This is a genomic window from Janthinobacterium sp. HH106, from assembly GCF_001758725.1.
Taxonomy (GTDB): Bacteria; Pseudomonadota; Gammaproteobacteria; order Burkholderiales; family Burkholderiaceae_D; genus Janthinobacterium.
The window spans coordinates 122,269-137,228 of sequence record NZ_LRIC01000001.1; the positions used below are offsets into that span (position 1 = coordinate 122,269).

12 protein-coding genes are annotated in these 14,960 nt (G+C 62.6%); 5 read left to right on the top strand and 7 right to left on the bottom strand.

Going from position 1 to position 14,960, the window contains the following annotated elements; genetic code table 11:
• Window positions 1–2: 2 nt before the first annotated feature.
• Window positions 3–899 (bottom strand): sulfurtransferase, encoded by an 897-nt coding sequence (locus tag JAB8_RS00540; RefSeq protein ID WP_070287842.1) that lies wholly within the window; start codon window positions 897–899, stop codon window positions 3–5.
• A 137-nt stretch (window positions 900–1,036) separates the two neighbouring features.
• Here JAB8_RS00540 and dnaE point away from each other — a divergent pair, with 137 nt between their 5' ends.
• A complete protein-coding gene (dnaE, locus tag JAB8_RS00545; protein WP_230502684.1) occupies window positions 1,037–4,576 on the top strand; it encodes a DNA polymerase III subunit alpha in 3,540 nt (1,179 codons plus the stop codon).
• Window positions 4,577–4,641: 65 nt separating this feature from the next.
• Here the strand turns inward: dnaE and JAB8_RS00550 are convergent, their stop codons facing one another.
• The 4 genes from JAB8_RS00550 to JAB8_RS00565 form a co-directional block, all read right to left on the bottom strand.
• The gene (locus JAB8_RS00550; RefSeq protein ID WP_070224376.1) at window positions 4,642–4,872 is read right to left on the bottom strand and encodes a DUF6139 family protein; all 231 of its coding nucleotides are present in this window, start codon (window positions 4,870–4,872) and stop codon (window positions 4,642–4,644) included.
• A gap of 118 nt (window positions 4,873–4,990) precedes the next feature.
• Window positions 4,991–5,989, bottom strand: a complete 999-nt coding sequence (locus tag JAB8_RS00555; protein ID WP_175445134.1) for a VirK/YbjX family protein — start codon at window positions 5,987–5,989, stop codon at window positions 4,991–4,993.
• A gap of 46 nt (window positions 5,990–6,035) precedes the next feature.
• Entirely contained in the window at window positions 6,036–6,575 is a 540-nt protein-coding gene (locus tag JAB8_RS00560; RefSeq protein ID WP_070287845.1) for a universal stress protein, read from the bottom strand.
• Between the two features lie 103 nt (window positions 6,576–6,678).
• Window positions 6,679–7,500 carry a MipA/OmpV family protein gene (locus JAB8_RS00565; RefSeq protein WP_070224379.1) on the bottom strand — a complete coding sequence of 274 codons (822 nt, stop codon included), beginning with the start codon at window positions 7,498–7,500 and terminating at the stop codon, window positions 6,679–6,681.
• Window positions 7,501–7,656: 156 nt separating this feature from the next.
• On the opposite strand from JAB8_RS00565, the gene JAB8_RS00570 reads away from it, so the two are divergent.
• The 4 genes from JAB8_RS00570 (at window position 7,657) to JAB8_RS00585 (ending at window position 12,041) form a co-directional block, all read left to right on the top strand.
• Window positions 7,657–8,343 (top strand): response regulator, encoded by a 687-nt coding sequence (locus JAB8_RS00570; protein WP_070224380.1) that lies wholly within the window; start codon window positions 7,657–7,659, stop codon window positions 8,341–8,343.
• On the top strand, window positions 8,340–9,728 hold the full coding sequence (locus JAB8_RS00575; protein ID WP_083287510.1) for an ATP-binding protein: 1,389 nt from the start codon (window positions 8,340–8,342) through the stop codon (window positions 9,726–9,728). The genes JAB8_RS00570 and JAB8_RS00575 overlap by 4 nt, the downstream gene beginning before the upstream one ends.
• Before the next feature lie 119 nt (window positions 9,729–9,847).
• Window positions 9,848–11,443 carry an ATP-binding protein gene (locus JAB8_RS00580; RefSeq protein WP_070224382.1) on the top strand — a complete coding sequence of 532 codons (1,596 nt, stop codon included), beginning with the start codon at window positions 9,848–9,850 and terminating at the stop codon, window positions 11,441–11,443.
• Entirely contained in the window at window positions 11,430–12,041 is a 612-nt protein-coding gene (locus JAB8_RS00585) for a response regulator (protein ID WP_070287923.1), read from the top strand. The genes JAB8_RS00580 and JAB8_RS00585 overlap by 14 nt, the downstream gene beginning before the upstream one ends.
• A gap of 15 nt (window positions 12,042–12,056) precedes the next feature.
• On the opposite strand, the gene JAB8_RS00590 is transcribed toward JAB8_RS00585, so the two are convergent.
• Both JAB8_RS00590 and msbA read right to left on the bottom strand, forming a co-directional pair.
• Window positions 12,057–13,157 (bottom strand): glycosyltransferase family 9 protein, encoded by a 1,101-nt coding sequence (locus JAB8_RS00590; RefSeq protein ID WP_070224383.1) that lies wholly within the window; start codon window positions 13,155–13,157, stop codon window positions 12,057–12,059.
• A gap of 58 nt (window positions 13,158–13,215) precedes the next feature.
• The gene (gene msbA / locus JAB8_RS00595; protein ID WP_070287849.1) at window positions 13,216–14,949 is read right to left on the bottom strand and encodes a lipid A export permease/ATP-binding protein MsbA; all 1,734 of its coding nucleotides are present in this window, start codon (window positions 14,947–14,949) and stop codon (window positions 13,216–13,218) included.
• Window positions 14,950–14,960: the final 11 nt, after the last annotated feature.

Below are 14,960 nucleotides of genomic sequence, written 5' to 3' on the forward strand. Positions count from 1 at the left end.
GCTTAATTTCCGCCCTTGCCGTAGCAATGCGGGCACGACACCTCATACACATATTCCGGCGCCAGTTGCTGGCGCGGCGTAACGACGGCGCGGCAGACGAAACACTGCACGGTTTCCGTCGGTTCCAGTTTCGGGTTCAGGGCCGTGCGGTAGTCGAACACGAAGCAGTCGCCCGTGTAGTGCTCGCCGCCCACTTCTTCAAAATATTTCAGGATGCCGCCGTCGAGCTGGTACACGCTGTCGTAGCCGATTTCCTTCATGTGGATGGCGGCCTTTTCGCAGCGGATGCCGCCCGTGCAGAAAGTGACGACGGTCTTGCCTTCCAGTTCGTCCTTGTGGGCGGCGGCGACGGCCGGAAATTCCGTGAACTTGTCGATCCGGTAATCGAGCGTGTTGTTGAACGTGCCCACGTCCACTTCAAAGGCGTTGCGCGTTTCCATCATGACCACGGGTTTGCCCGCATCGTCGACGCCGGCATCTAACCAGCGCTTGAGCGTATGCGCGTCGACGGACGGGGCGCGGCCCAGTTCCGGCTTGATCAGCGGCATGCGCATGGTGATGATCTCCTTTTTCAGCTTGACCAGCATGCGTTTGTGCGATTGCTCGTTCGACAAGCTTTCCTTCCATTCCAGATCGGCCAGGCGCACATCGCTGCGCACCCAGGCGAGGAAGCTGTCGATATGCTCGCGTGTGCCCGACAGGAACATGTTGATGCCTTCGGGCGTCAGCAGGATCGTGCCTTTCAGGTCCAGCGCCAGGCATTGCTCCTGATACAAGGGACGCATGGCTTCCGTATCGTCCAGCGTGATGAATTTATACGCGGCGATATTGACAAACGTGGCGGCGGGCTGGCTGGCGGCGGCGGAAACGGCGGGTGTTGCTGGGGTGATGGCTTGCATGATGGCGATCGGCTTAGACTGAACAGCCGATATTATAAGCCCGACAGGCCAGGCAGGATACCCGGTCCGCGGCCGCGACGCGGTAGAATAGACCCCATTGAATTTTGCACGAAACGGTACACAGGATGGAAATGGTAATGCAAGAGGCCGGCGCTCCGGCAGGTTCACAGCAAGCGATGCAGCCCGGTCCGGCTTTCGTCCACTTGCGCGTGCACTCGGAGTACTCGATCGTCGACGGCCTCGTGCGCATCGACGATGTGGTCAAAGCGGCGGCAAAGGACAAGCAGGTGGCGCTGGCCGTCACCGACCTGTCGAACCTGTTTGGCATGGTCAAGTTCTACAAGGAAGCGCGCGGCAAGGGCATCAAGCCCATCGTTGGCGTCGACGTGTGGATCACGAATGACGACAACCGCGAAAAACCGTCGCGCCTGCTATTGCTGGCGAAGAACCGCATGGGCTATCTGCAGCTGTGCGAACTGCTGTCGACGGCCTGGCTGACGAACCAGTACAAGGGCCGCGCCGAGCTGCGCATCGAGTGGCTGCAAGCGCTGGCGACGAATACCTACGACCTGTACCCGGGCGAAAGCGCGGCCAATGGCCTGATCGTGCTGTCGGGCGCGCATTTCGGCGACGTCGGTATCGCCATCGAGAATGGCAACCTGGCCCTGGCCGAACGCAATGCGCAGCGCTGGGCCGAGATTTTCCCCGGCCATTTCTATATCGAAATCCAGCGCGGTGGCCAGGCCAACCAGGAAGCGCAGGTACGCCATGCGGTGGCGCTGGCGGCCAAGCTGGGCTTGCCCGTGGTGGCCACGCATCCCGTGCAATTTATTTCTCCTGAGGAATTCATCGCCCACGAAGCCCGCACCTGTATCGCCGAAGGCGAAATGCTGGCCAACGCCAAGCGGGTGAAACGCTTCAATGACAGCCAGCGCTTCCTGTCGCAGGCCGACATGGCGGAACTGTTCGCCGACCTGCCGGCCGCGCTGGCCAATTCCGTGGAAATTGCCAAGCGCTGCAATCTGACCTTGACCCTGGGCAAGCCGCAATTGCCGAACTTCCCCACGCCGCCGGGCATGACGATCGACCAGTTCCTCGTGGCCGAATCGCAGGCGGGCCTGGAAAAGCGTTTGATCCAGCTGTATCCCGATCCCGAGCGCCGCGAAAAGGAACGTCCGCGCTACGAATCGCGTTTGAAATTCGAGACAGACACGATTTGCAACATGAAGTTCCCCGGCTACTTCCTCATCGTGGCCGAGTTTATCCAGTGGGCCAAGGAAAACGGCGTGCCCGTCGGTCCGGGCCGCGGTTCGGGCGCCGGTTCGCTGGTGGCGTATTCGCTGCTCATTACCGACCTCGATCCGTTGCAGTACAACCTGCTGTTCGAGCGCTTTTTGAATCCCGAACGCGTTTCGATGCCCGACTTCGATATCGACTTTTGCCAGGAAGGGCGCGACAGAGTCATTCAGCACGTCAAGGATTTGTACGGCAAGGAGGCGGTCTCGCAGATCGCCACCTTCGGTACCATGGCGGCCAAGGGCGCGATCCGCGACGTGGGCCGCGTGATGGATTTCGGCTACAACTTCTGCGACGGCATCTCGAAGCTGATTCCGTTCAAGCCCGGTAAACCCGTGTCGATCGCCGATGCCATCGAGGAAGAGCCGCTGCTCAAGGAGCGCCTGGAAAACGAGGAAGAGGTCAAGCAGCTGCTGGACCTGGCGCAGCAGGTCGAAGGCATCACGCGCAATATCGGCATGCACGCGGGGGGCGTGCTGATCGCCCCGGGCAAGCTGACGGACTTCTGTCCGCTGTACACGCAGGGCGGCGATTCGGGCGTCGTGTCGCAGTACGACAAGGATGACGTGGAGGCCGTCGGCCTCGTGAAGTTCGACTTCTTGGGTCTGACCACGCTGACCATCCTCGACCGCGCCGTGCGCTACATCAAGCAGCTCGATCCCGCGCAGGCGAACTTCGACCTGGCGACCTTGCCGCTGAACGACAAGCCGTCGTACGACTTGCTGACCAAGGCCAAGACCGTGGCCGTGTTCCAGCTCGAGTCGCGCGGCATGCAGGGCATGCTGAAAGACGCGCGTCCCGACCGTTTTGAAGACATTATCGCGCTCGTGGCGCTGTACCGCCCGGGCCCGATGGACCTGATTCCGGATTTTTGCAAGCGCAAGCACGGTGAACGTTTCGATTATCCCGATCCGCGCACGGAATCGATTCTGTCCGAAACCTACGGCATCATGGTGTATCAGGAGCAGGTGATGCAGATGGCGCAGATCGTCGGCGGCTACTCGCTGGGCGGCGCCGACATGCTGCGGCGCGCCATGGGCAAGAAGAAGGCCGAAGAGATGGCCGAGCACCGCGAGATCTTCCGCGCCGGTGCGGCGAAAGACGGCTTGACGGCGGAAAAGGCCGACGAGATCTTCGATTTGATGGAAAAGTTCGCCGGCTACGGTTTCAATAAATCGCACGCCGCCGCCTACGCCCTGCTGTCGTACCACACGGCGTATCTGAAAGCGCACCACACGGCCGCCTTCATGGCCGCCAACTTGTCGCTGGCCATGGACGACACGGACAAGATCAAGATCCTGGTGGAAGACTCGCTGGAAATCTGCAAGCTGACCTTGTTGCCGCCCGATATCAACGAATCGGACTACCGCTTCACGCCGAGCGGCGCGCCGCCGTCCGTGAGCGGCAAGAAAGTCACGCAGATCCGTTACGGCCTGGGCGCCGTGAAGGGCTCGGGCCAGAATGCCATCGAAGCCATCATCGCCGCGCGCGAGGCGGGCGGGCCATTCACGAGCCTGTTCGATTTCTGCAAGCGCGTGGATAAAAAACAGATCAACCGCCGCACCATCGAGTCGCTGATCCGCAGCGGCGCGTTCGACTGCCTGAAGGTCGACCGCGCCATCCTGCTCGCTTCCGTGGCGTTCGCCATGGAATGCGCCGACCAGGCGGCCAAGGCGGCCAACCAGGTGAGCCTGTTCGGCGGCGACGACAGCGACATGGTGGCGCCGCCCGAGTACGTCAAGGTGCCCGTGTGGACAGATAAACAGCGCCTGACGGAAGAAAAGATCGCGCTGGGCTTCTACCTGTCCGGCCACCTGTTCGATTCGTATGCGCCCGAGGCGCGCCGTTTCGCGCGCACGAAATTGTCGGAACTGTCGCCGTCGCGCGAGCCGCGCATGATGGCCGGCGTCATCACGGGCTTGCGCACGCAGATGACGCAGCGCGGCAAGATCCTCATCGTCACCCTGGATGACAAGAGCGGCACGGTGGAAGTGACGGTGTATGGCGAATTGTTCGATGCCAACCGGAAAATCTTCAAGGAAGACGAATTCCTGGCCGTCGTCGGCAAGGTGTCGGAAGACCGTTTCTCGGGCGGCTTGCGTATCACGGCCGAGAGCGCCTTCGACATCATCGCCGCGCGCGTGCAATATGGCCGCCAGCTGGGCCTGACCTTGCCGGCCACCCTGGACGCCAAGCGCATCCGCGACGTGATCATGCCGCACCGGGCCGAGACGGGCTTGCCGATCGCCGCGCGGGTCAGCCCGCAAGGCGTCAGTTGCGTGCTGCAGTTTGGCGACGAGTGGAAAGTGGCGCCATCGGATGAATTGCAGATGGCGCTGGAGCAGATGCTAGGCGCGCAAGAGGTGGCGGTCGAATACTGACCGGCACCGCCCGGCGCAGACAACAAAGCCAAACCGCAGACATGCTGGTTTGGCTTTTTTTACGTTTACATGTCTTTCAGGCCCGTGATCGCATAGCCCTTGGCGGCGATCTGCTGGTGCGGCTGTTCGATATGGTAGTCCGGCAATATCTGGGCATCGTCGGCCACTTCGCTGGCGCGTACTTCGAGCTGCCAGTCGGTATTGGTCACTTCTTCCGGAATGAGTTTTCCTTCCGGCACGGCGAGGTAGGAAAAAATGCCGTCGTGCTCGGCCCGGCGGTAGATGTCTACGCGCATGAATGCCTCCTAGTAAGCGTTGGGGGAACCGGCGCACCGTAATGCGTACCGATAGCGCTAGCGTAACAGGATTGCGCCGTGCACGGGTTGTAGCGTGTGCCGCAGTTGGGGGCGGCGCTCAGGCGACAACGGAAGCGTAGTCGTCGTCATCGAGCATGGCCGCTTGCCGCGCCTCGCTGGCGGCGGCCGCAGCACCTGCCGTGGCGGCTTGCATCGGGCTGCGATGGGCGTCGAGGCCGCTGCGCAGGCTGGCGATCATGGCCAGCGTCAATTCGTGGCGCTTGCGTGCTTCCGAGCGTTTTTTGGAAGGAATGTCTTGCAGCGCCGGCAAGGGCAGGTTTTCGCACGCTAACTCAAAATCGCCATCCTGGCGCACTTGCGCACCCAGTTCTTGCCATAGCGCATTGTAGTCGGCGAACAAACGGCCTTTCTTGGCGGAATGGTGCACGGCGCGGTTGATGTTGCCGACAAGAAGCATCTTGCGGCAGCCATGTTCGTACCCCAGCTGGCGCACCAGGCGCACCATCAGGGTCTTGGGACGCATGCCGTGCAAGTCGCGCGTTGCCTCGCGCACGCGGTGTGCGCTTTCCTCGCCCTTCGGGCCTTGCAGGCAGCCGATGCGCATGCCCAAGGTGGCGCGCAACTGGCTGCCGAAGAAGGAAAAGGCGATCGAATAGAGGACGTCGTCGTCATCCATCAGTTGCAGCACCATCTCGCCTTCGCGGTCCATCGGATGCAGCGAACACAGTTGCAGGTGGTAGGACGCGCCCGACTTGCCCGCCACTGTGCCCAGGCGTACGGGCCCGTGCGCCGCTTGAGCCATCAGCTTGCCCCAGCCTTGCTGCAAGATGAAATGGTAGTGTTCGGCCAGCAATTCCACGCGCTGGTGGCAATTCAAGGTCAGGCTCAGGTAAGGCCGGTAGACCTTGTGGATCATGTGCGGATAGGCGTGTACCAGATCATGAAACACCGGATGCGAGTTCAGCAGTTGCAGCCATAGTCGGGTTTGGCGCTGTTGCACGCGGGCGCGCAGATGCAGCTTGAGCAGTTCGCGCCAGCGGCGCATGCCGCTCGGCATCGCCATCAAGCCGTCAGACAGGGTAATAGTTGGCATCATCGTGCGCATGTCCATGATAAAGGAGGAGCGTCGAAGCCGTTCCGGCTCAGACGGGTACAGGGCTGCTGACGCCCTCGTGGTTTGCCAGCAGGATGGTGGTGCCGCGGCTGCCCCGCGCCAGCTTGCCGGCCAGTCCGCCTGAAAACCGGCGCGGCCAGCCGCCTTGCTTGTGTGCTGGCAAGACGACTTCGTGGCAACCCAATAGCTCAGCCGTATCGAGGATCGTAAACAGCGGCTCGCCGGCGAAAATGTGGGTGCTGAAATCGATATGAGAGCGGCTCAGGTAGAGTCCCGCCTCGTGCATCATGTGCTGCGTGGCCAGGTCAAGGGCATCGCATTCGTTGGCGCTGTGCCGGGGCAGGCCATCGGCGCAGCGTCGCGGCGCCGGTGTCACGTGCAACAGGCTGACGCATACTTTGATGCCCCATTCCTGCAGGCGCCTGGCGTAGCGCGCACCGTAGATGATGTCGCTGGCGCGCTTGACGGGCAAGAGCAGCAGCAAGGTATCCTGGCCCGGCTTGCCGCAGGCACCCGCGGCGCTTTCCGGGGCGCGGGGGCGTTGCGGGGCAAGGCGCGATGCATGCATGGAAAAGATGGCCGTGGTGGAAAAACCGTGTCATCTTATCCATGCCCGTATCCGCTGTAAATTGGCGAAACAGCGTACGGGTTTCCCTTATGTTCGCGTGTTGTTAATAGCGGTAAGTGACATACACGGCGCCGATCGGCGATGTCTTGCGCTGCACGATGGGGCTCTTGGCCGCGTCGCCCAGACGGCTCTCGACGCCGATCAGCGTATTGATGCCCCAGCGTGCATCGAAGCGGTGTTCCCAGTTGACGGTGGCTTGCGCTTCATAGAAACCGCCCTTGGGCGTGTATTGCTTGAACGAGGTATTGGCGGCCTGGGTGGCCGTCACGCCATACATGGTCTGCACGTACTTGCGCTCGCCCCAGCCCAGCTGGCCGCCGATGGTCACGCTGTCTTGCTGCACGCCCTTGGCATCGGCCCGGCCGTAGATCTGTCCTGTGGCGCCGAAATGCACGTTCGCGCCATTTTCGCGGTTCGACAGGGGAATGTCGCTCGTGACGCTCAGCGACAGGCCCGGCAAAGGCGAATAACCGGCACTGAGCAGGGCGCTGGCGTTGCCCTTGACTTCGCCCATGCCCTTCAGGTAATCGCTGCCGCCCCAGCCGTTGGCGCCCGTGCGCTTGTGGTCTTCGCGGTTGCCGCGGTAGCCCAGTGCGGCGCTGTAGCTGAAGGCGCCTGCCTGGCCGCCATAGCCGATGCCGCGCGACGTGCTGAAGAACAGGCCATTGGCCATGGCGTAATCGAGGATGATCAGCGGCGAGGCCGACAGCTTGTCGGCGCCGGAATAGCTGGAGACGGCGGCGACGCCGCCGCCGATGGTGAAGACATTTTCCGCCGGCGGTTCGGCCGCCGCGGCGGCCAGCGGGTTGAGGATCATGCCGCTAGCAAGTGCCAGCGAGGTCAGCAGGGTTGTGGGTGCGTGCATGGAAGTTTCCGTCAGATGAGAACCGAGTCCGGAGTGGCTCGATTGACTGCCGGTAGTATCTGTCCTTGCCATGAAGGAAAAATGAGCCTTTTATTAAGATTGCATGAAGAGCGCTTCTTTACCCTTTCTTCAGCTTGCGGTGGTTTAATACCCACCATGAAGATATTGCTGATTGAAGATGATATGGACCTGGGCAACGGCGTGCGGATCGCCTTGCGCGACCAGGGCATGCAAGTGGTCTGGGTCCGCAGCCTGGAAGATGCGGCGCGCAGCATCGAGCACGACAGTTGCGAGCTGGTGCTGCTGGACCTGGGCTTGCCCGATGGCGATGGCCTCGATTTGCTGGCCCGGCTGCGCGCGGCCCGCTTGCCGGTGCTGATCCTCAGCGCCCGCGACACGCTGGAACAGCGCTTGCGGGGCCTCGATGGCGGCGCCGACGATTACCTGGTGAAGCCCTTCGTGCTGGCCGAGCTGCTGTCGCGCGTGCGCGCCCTGGCGCGCCGCAGCTATGGCTTCGACGGCGACACCATCGAGTTGCGCGGCCTGCTGCTGCAGGTGCCCACGCGCCGTGTCAGCGTGCATGGCCGGCCCGTGGAGCTCACGGCCAGTGAATATGCCTTGCTGAAGACCTTGCTGATGCGCGCCAACCGGGTCATCACGCGCCGCGTGCTGGAAGAACATATCCTGCCCGGCGGGCTGGCCAATGCCAGCAATACCCTTGACGTGCATATGGGCAACCTGCGCCGCAAGATAGGCGAAGGCTATATCCGTACCGTGCGCGGCGTCGGCTATGTCATCGACCAGCAGGGCGAATCATCCACCCCATCGGGTGCCGGCGCATGATGGGGCGTTTCTGGGCCATGCTGCGCCAGCCTACCCTGGTGCGCCGCCTGATGATGGCGCAAATGCTGATGCTGACCATGGTGTGGAGCCTGGCCGTGGCGTATGTGCTGGTCGAGGGCGCGGATGAAGCGAGCACTGTCAGCCGCGGCGTCCTGCATGCCATTATCAGCGTGGCCGATAACCTGGCCGAGCAGCCGCAGCGCCAGGAACAAAGCTTGCGCGCCATCGACGAAGCCCTGCGCGAGGAGTTTGAAACGGGGCAGGTGCCGGAACTGGCGCCGCGCATCCTGGTCTGGCGCGAAGGCAAGCTGGTCTACAAGTCGCCCGATGCGCCCAGCGGGATCCGCAGCGCCGGCCCGGAACAGATGGAAGTCGTGTACATCAAGGGCCAGGCCTGGCGCAGCCGCAGCCTGGCCGAGGGCGGCACGCGCGTGACGGTGCTGGAAGCGGGAGGCGCCTGGCAATTGTTCATCACCATCAATTCACGCGGTTACTACCTGCTGCCGTTGCTGATCAGCTTGCCGTTCCTGCTGGTGCCGGCCTGGCTGTCGATCCGCCTTGCCATGCGCCCGTGGCGCAAGCTGGCGCAGGAGGTGGCGGCGCGCGGGCCGCAGGATTTGCGTCCGCTGACCTTCAAGCCGCCGCATGGCGAACTGGCAGCACTGGTTGACAATATCAATGCGCTGCTGCAGCGGGTCGATGCCAGCGCTGCGCGCGAACGCAGCTTCATCGCCGATGCCACGCATGAGCTGCGCACGCCGCTGGCGGCCATGCGTGTCAATGTCGAGGCCTTGCAGGGCCAGGTACATGATGCGCGCCAGCAAGAGCTGCTGGACGGTATCTTGAACAGCGGCAACCGGGCCGCGCGTCTGGTGGGCCAGCTGCTGCAGCTGACGCGCAGTGAAGTGCAGGCGGGCGCGGGCGAGTTGCCGCGGCGCCAGGCGCTCGATACCTTGCTGCAAGATCGTCTGGCGGCCCTGTCCGGCCTGGCCCAGGCGGGCGAGATCGAGCTTGAATTGCAAGCCAGCGTCTCGCTCAGCGTGCCCGGACAGCGCGAGAGTCTGGTGTCGCTGATCGACAACCTGGTGGAAAACGCCATCAAGTACAGCCCGCGCGGCAGCAGCGTGACGGTGTCGCTGCATGCGGAGCGGGGCCAGGCCGTGTTGCATGTGGCCGATCAGGGACCGGGCATCGCGCCGGCACTGTATGACCGCGTGTTCGACCGCTTTTTCCGCGCGCCGCAGCAGGCGCAGCCAGGCAGCGGCCTGGGCTTGTCGATCGTCGCTTCCGTCGTACGCCAGCATGGCGGCACGATTCAGTTGCACAGCGGTAACGGTGGCCTGGGTTTGCTGGTCGAGGTGCGCTTGCCCCTGGCCGTAGCCTGACCGCGCTGGCAGGCTTTGCGATATTGCCTGAAAATTATTTCATGTGCCTATAACGCAAGATGGCATGGCGTGGCGCACGCTTGCGATGCATAATGCGGAACAGTTTAAAAAACACCGTTATGCGCCCCTTCCTGTCCCGCTACCTGCCGTATCCCGCCTTTGTCGGCCTGTACCTGCTGTTTGACTGGGCCACGTATATTGACCCGATGTACGGGCTGAACATCACCCCGTGGAATCCCGACCCCGCGCTGGGTCTGGTATTTTGGCTGATCCACGGCCGCAAGGCGGCGCTGCCATGGTTCATCGCCCTGGTGGCCGGCGAGGTGCTGGTGCGCGGCATGCCGGCTGGCCTGCCCCTGACCTTGCTCTGTTCGGCGTGGCTGGTGCTCGGCTATGGCGGTATCGGCGTAGTCTTGCGCCGCAGTTTCAGCAGCAGCGACATCTTCGACAACCGGCGCCGCCTGAGCGCCTGGGTTCTCATCGTGCTGCTTGGCACCGCGCTCAATGCAATCGGCTATATTTCATTGCTGTCGCTCACGGGGCGCATACCGTCCGCCGAATGGGGCACGGCCGTCTGGCGTTTCGGCATCGGCGACACGGTCGGCATGCTGGTGTCGATGCCGCTGATCTGGGTGCTGTTCAGCGAACGGGGGCGTGAGCGCCTGCATGCCGCCGTCTGGCGCTGGGAAACCCTGGCGTACCTGGCCCTGGCCTGCTTCGTGCTGTGGAGCGTTTTCGGTTCCATCGTGCGTTCCGAATACAAGCATTTCTATTTTTTGTTTCTCCCCGTCATCTGGGCCGCCTCGCGCCAGGGCTTGCATGGCGCCGTGCTGGCCGTGTTTGTATTGCAGCTATGCATCATCACCCTGGTGAAATGGACGCATGCCGTCGATATACAGTTTTATGAATTGCAACTGCTCGACGCCGTGCTGGCGCTGGTGGGCTTTTTTATCGGCATCGTCGTCGATGAAATGCGGCAGGTGGCCGACGAACTGAAGCACACGATGCGCCTGGCGGCGGCCGGCGAAATGGCGGCCGCCCTGGCGCACGAGCTGAACCAGCCGCTGACGGCCTTGTCGACCTATGGCAAGGCGTGCGAATACCTGCTGGAACGGGGCGAGAACGGCGCCTTGCTGCAGGGCGCCATCGGGCACATGATCGTTGAATCGGGACGCGCCGCAGACGTGGTGCGCCGCCTGCGCGACTTTTTCCGTACCGGCGCGATGCAGCTCGAGGCGGTGCAGGCGAGCGCCTTGATCGAGGGCCTGGCGCGCCAGTTCGCGCCGCTGTTCCATGAGCATGGCATCGAGCTGGCACTGGCGCCGCCGTCGCCGCTGGCCGTCAATGCGGACCGCCTGCAAATCGAACTGGTATTGCGTAACTTGCTGGCCAATGCACAGGATGCGGTGATGGCCCAGCCGCGCGGCCAGCGCCGCATCACGGTGTCGGCCGAGCCGCTCGAGGGCGGGCGGCTGCGCCTGTCCGTGGAAGACAGCGGGCCCGGCATTTCCAACAGCCTGGCCGCGCGCCTGTTCGAACCGTTCGTCTCGACCAAGGCCAGCGGCCTGGGGCTGGGGCTGGTACTCAGCCGCAGCATCGTCGAAGCGCATGGCGGCCAGCTATGGGCCGAAGTGGGCAAGCATGGTATGTTTCGTTTTATCCTGCCTCTGGCGCACGCCAGTGCGGGCGCCAGGGGAGAGTATGGTGACAAGTAATTTGACGGTGTTTATCGTGGACGACGATCCCGCCGTGCGCGATGCGCTGGGTTTGCTGTTGGGCATACGCGGCTACCGCACGGCGCTGTTTTCCTGCGGCGAGGATTTCCTGCACAGCTGGCGGCCCGAGTGGGCCGGTTGTCTGCTGATCGATATCCGCATGTCGGGCATGGATGGCCTGAGCCTGCAGCGCCGCTTGCTGGAGCTCAAATGCATGCTGCCCATCATCATCATCACGGGGCACGGCGACGTGGCCCTGGCACGCCAGGCATTCAAGGCGCAGGCCAGCGATTTCCTGGAAAAACCATTTGACCACGACAAGCTGCTGACCGCCATCGATGAAGCATTTTCACGCGAGGCGCATGCGCGCGGCCAGTTGCAGCGCCAGGTGGAAGGGCTCGCCTTGCTGCGCGCCTTGACGCCGCGCGAGCGCGAAGTGATGCAGTTGGTGGTGACGGGCCAGCACAACCGCGATATCGCCCCGGCGCTCGGTATTTCCGTACGCACGGTGGAAGTGCACAAGGCGCGCCTGATGGACAAGCTGGGCGTCGATAATGTGGCCGACCTGGTGCGCATCAGCATGCTGGGCACCGGCTAGCCGAGGAAGAGTTCTCTAGGCGATCGCCTTCAATACCTGATCGCTTGAAATCGCCTTGACCCAGTCGCTGCGCCGCGCCACCGTGATGACGGTGCTGTTGGCGCTGTCGAAGGGGGCCCATTCAGGATTCTTCTTGCGCATCAATGCCACCACGGGCACATGCACGGCGTTTGCCAGATGCATGATCGATGTTTCCACCGAAATAATCAGGTCGCATTGCGCCAGCATGGCCGGCAGTTGGAAAAAGTTGTCGACGGCACTGAAGGCCTGCGTACGCGGCAAGTTGTGCGCCTGCACGACGGCATCCACCTTGGCCAGTTCCTGCGGCATGGCATTGATCAGGAAGCAGGCATGCTGCCATTTCGGCATCGCTTGCATGCGCGTGATCAGCTCGGCAATGCGCTCCAGGGGCCAGCCGCGCTTGTGCGACTTGGCAAACGGGTTCAATAGCACGAGCGGACCCTGGCGCGGGGCAAAGCCCCAGGCGGCCAGCTGCTCCTGCGCTTGCTGCAATGCGTGCTCGGGAATGTGCACGAAGGGATAGCGTTCGGCCACGGGAATGTCGAGTCCCGTCAATTGATGGAACCAGTCCGCATACACGCTGCTGATATGGTGTTCGCCGGCATCCTGTCCCGCATACGAGGCCAGCACGGCATCGATCTTGCGGTAGGCCAGGTAATGCCAGGGGCGCAAGGGGCTGAACGGCTTGCGCGTACCGATCACCAGCCCGTGCGGGCTGATCGCGCGGGCGAGGTCCGCATATTGCTGTGGCCGTACGTGGGCCAGCGACACGACGACAGGATAGTGCTCCGCCTTGGCTTCGCGCAGCGACTCTTCGTACAGCGCGGGGCTGTAAGTCTTGCGGTACACCTTGGAAAACAGGCCCGACTGTTCCACCCAGTCATACAGCGAATAGGTGCGCAAGCTTTCCCATTGTTTGGCGTCGGACGTGCGTCGGACTTCATCGACCCACAGGTGGATCTGGATATGCGGGTAGGCCGCGGCAAAGGCGCGGAAGCCGTTTTGCAGGTAGGTGAAGTCTCCCAGCGCCAGATGGGCGATGAACAGAATTTTGTCCGACTTTTGTAGCAGTTCGGCGGGAATCAAGGGCGTCATGTATCAGTACGATTTCAGGTATTCATTCGATGGTGTCATACCACTGGGTGGGATGGTGTCATGCCACTTGCTGGGAAAATTGCAGGCGGTGCAGATTGGCATAGGCGCCGTTGGCGTCCAATAATTGCTGGTGACTGCCGGTTTCCATTATTTTCCCATGTGACAATACCACGATACGGTCCGCCCGTTCAATTGTTGATAGGCGATGAGCAATAACTAAGGTGGTTTTTCCTTGCATTAGGTGTTCCAGTGCCGCTTGCACGGCCCGTTCCGCCTCCGTATCCAGTGCCGAGGTGGCTTCATCGAGAATCAGGATGGGCGCATCCTTGTAGATCGCGCGGGCAATGGCCACGCGCTGGCGCTGGCCGCCGGACAGGCGCGAGCCATTGTCGCCCAGGCGCGTTTCCAGGCCGTCGGGCAAGCCGTCGATGACGTCCGACAGGAAGGCTGCCGCGGCGGCCGCCTCAATGCGCTGCCGGTCCGGGGCCGCATCGCCATACGCGATATTGGCGGCCAGGGTATCGTCGAACAGCACCACCTGCTGGCTGACCATGGCGATCTGGCTGCGCAGGCTGGTCAAGGCGATGGCATCGATATTCTGTCCATCGAGCAAGATTTCACCGCTGCTGACCGAGTAAAAGCCGGGCAGCAGGCTGACCAGGGTCGATTTGCCGCCGCCGGACATGCCGACAAAGGCGACCGTTTGTCCCGGCGCGATGTTCAGGTCGATGTGTCGCAGGGCCGGTTCCGGATGTCCGGGGTAGGCAAAGCTCACGTCCTTGAACTCGATGCGGCCTTTGCTGCGGCCGGCCAGCGGCTTGCCGCCCGTGCGTTCCGGTGTCTTGTCGATCAGCAAAAAGACTTCTTCGGCGGCGGCCATGCCGCGTTGCAGGGGACCGTTGACTTCGGCCAGTTGCTTCAACGGCGTCAGCAGCATCAGCATGGCCGTGATGAAGGATACAAAGCCGCCGACCGTGATCTGCCCCTGCTCCGACTGGAACAGGGCCATCACGATGACCAGGGCCACGGCGGCGGCCGTAATTACCTGCGTGATGGGCACGGTGGCGGAAAAGGTCGTGGTCATGCGCATGCTGTAGCGGCGCAATTGTTCGGCGCGCTCTTCGAAGCGCGCTTTTTCGTAGGCCTGGCCGCCGAAGATCTTGATCACTTGCTGCGCGCGCGTGGTTTCTTCGATGACCTGGGTCAGCTCGGCATTGACGGCCAGCGAGTCGCGGTTGAGTTTTTTCAGGCGCTTGCCCGTGGTGCGCACGACGATGGTCAGCACGGGCAGCAGCACCAGGGTCACCAGGGTCAGTGCCCAGTTCAGGTACAGCAGCCATGCCAGCAAGCCCAGCACGGTCAGAGAGGAGCGCACGATCGAGGTAAACACCTTGGTCACCATCTCGATGATCTGCTGCACCTCGAACATGATGGAGTTGATGACCTTGCCCACGGTGTGCGTGTTGTAGAAGTCGATGGGCAAGTTCAGCATGCTGGCAAACATCCGGCGCCGCAATTCGTTGAGGATGCGCGTGGAGACATAGCTCATCAGGTAGCTGCTGGCAAACGTCGACGCGCCGCGGATGGCAAAGATGCCGATGACGATCAGCGGCACCAGCCAGAAGGAAAAACGCACTTTGCCGCCAAAACCATTGTCGAGCAGCAGCTTGAGCGCATACGGCAGCAGCGGTTCCGTGCCCGCCGTGACGACCATCGCCAGCAGGGCCAGGGCCAGGTGTTTCTTATAGGGCGCGTGCAGCGCGGTAAGGCGCTTCAGGTCGGGCGTGAGCATCGGTATGATTC

What these genes read in the sequence shown, in the direction of transcription:
- JAB8_RS00570 (WP_070224380.1), top strand. Translation starts at nt 7,657, where the DNA reads ATGAAGATATTGCTGATTGAAGATGATATGGACCTGGGCAACGGCGTG.
- JAB8_RS00560 (WP_070287845.1), bottom strand. Translation starts at nt 6,575, where the DNA reads ATGCATGCATCGCGCCTTGCCCCGCAACGCCCCCGCGCCCCGGAAAGC.
- JAB8_RS00580 (WP_070224382.1), top strand. Translation starts at nt 9,848, where the DNA reads ATGCGCCCCTTCCTGTCCCGCTACCTGCCGTATCCCGCCTTTGTCGGC.
- JAB8_RS00550 (WP_070224376.1), bottom strand. Translation starts at nt 4,872, where the DNA reads ATGCGCGTAGACATCTACCGCCGGGCCGAGCACGACGGCATTTTTTCC.
- msbA (WP_070287849.1), bottom strand. Translation starts at nt 14,949, where the DNA reads ATGCTCACGCCCGACCTGAAGCGCCTTACCGCGCTGCACGCGCCCTAT.
- JAB8_RS00565 (WP_070224379.1), bottom strand. Translation starts at nt 7,500, where the DNA reads ATGCACGCACCCACAACCCTGCTGACCTCGCTGGCACTTGCTAGCGGC.
- JAB8_RS00590 (WP_070224383.1), bottom strand. Translation starts at nt 13,157, where the DNA reads ATGACGCCCTTGATTCCCGCCGAACTGCTACAAAAGTCGGACAAAATT.
- JAB8_RS00555 (WP_175445134.1), bottom strand. Translation starts at nt 5,989, where the DNA reads ATGATGCCAACTATTACCCTGTCTGACGGCTTGATGGCGATGCCGAGC.
- JAB8_RS00575 (WP_083287510.1), top strand. Translation starts at nt 8,340, where the DNA reads ATGATGGGGCGTTTCTGGGCCATGCTGCGCCAGCCTACCCTGGTGCGC.
- JAB8_RS00540 (WP_070287842.1), bottom strand. Translation starts at nt 899, where the DNA reads ATGCAAGCCATCACCCCAGCAACACCCGCCGTTTCCGCCGCCGCCAGC.
- JAB8_RS00585 (WP_070287923.1), top strand. Translation starts at nt 11,430, where the DNA reads ATGGTGACAAGTAATTTGACGGTGTTTATCGTGGACGACGATCCCGCC.
- dnaE (WP_230502684.1), top strand. Translation starts at nt 1,037, where the DNA reads ATGCAAGAGGCCGGCGCTCCGGCAGGTTCACAGCAAGCGATGCAGCCC.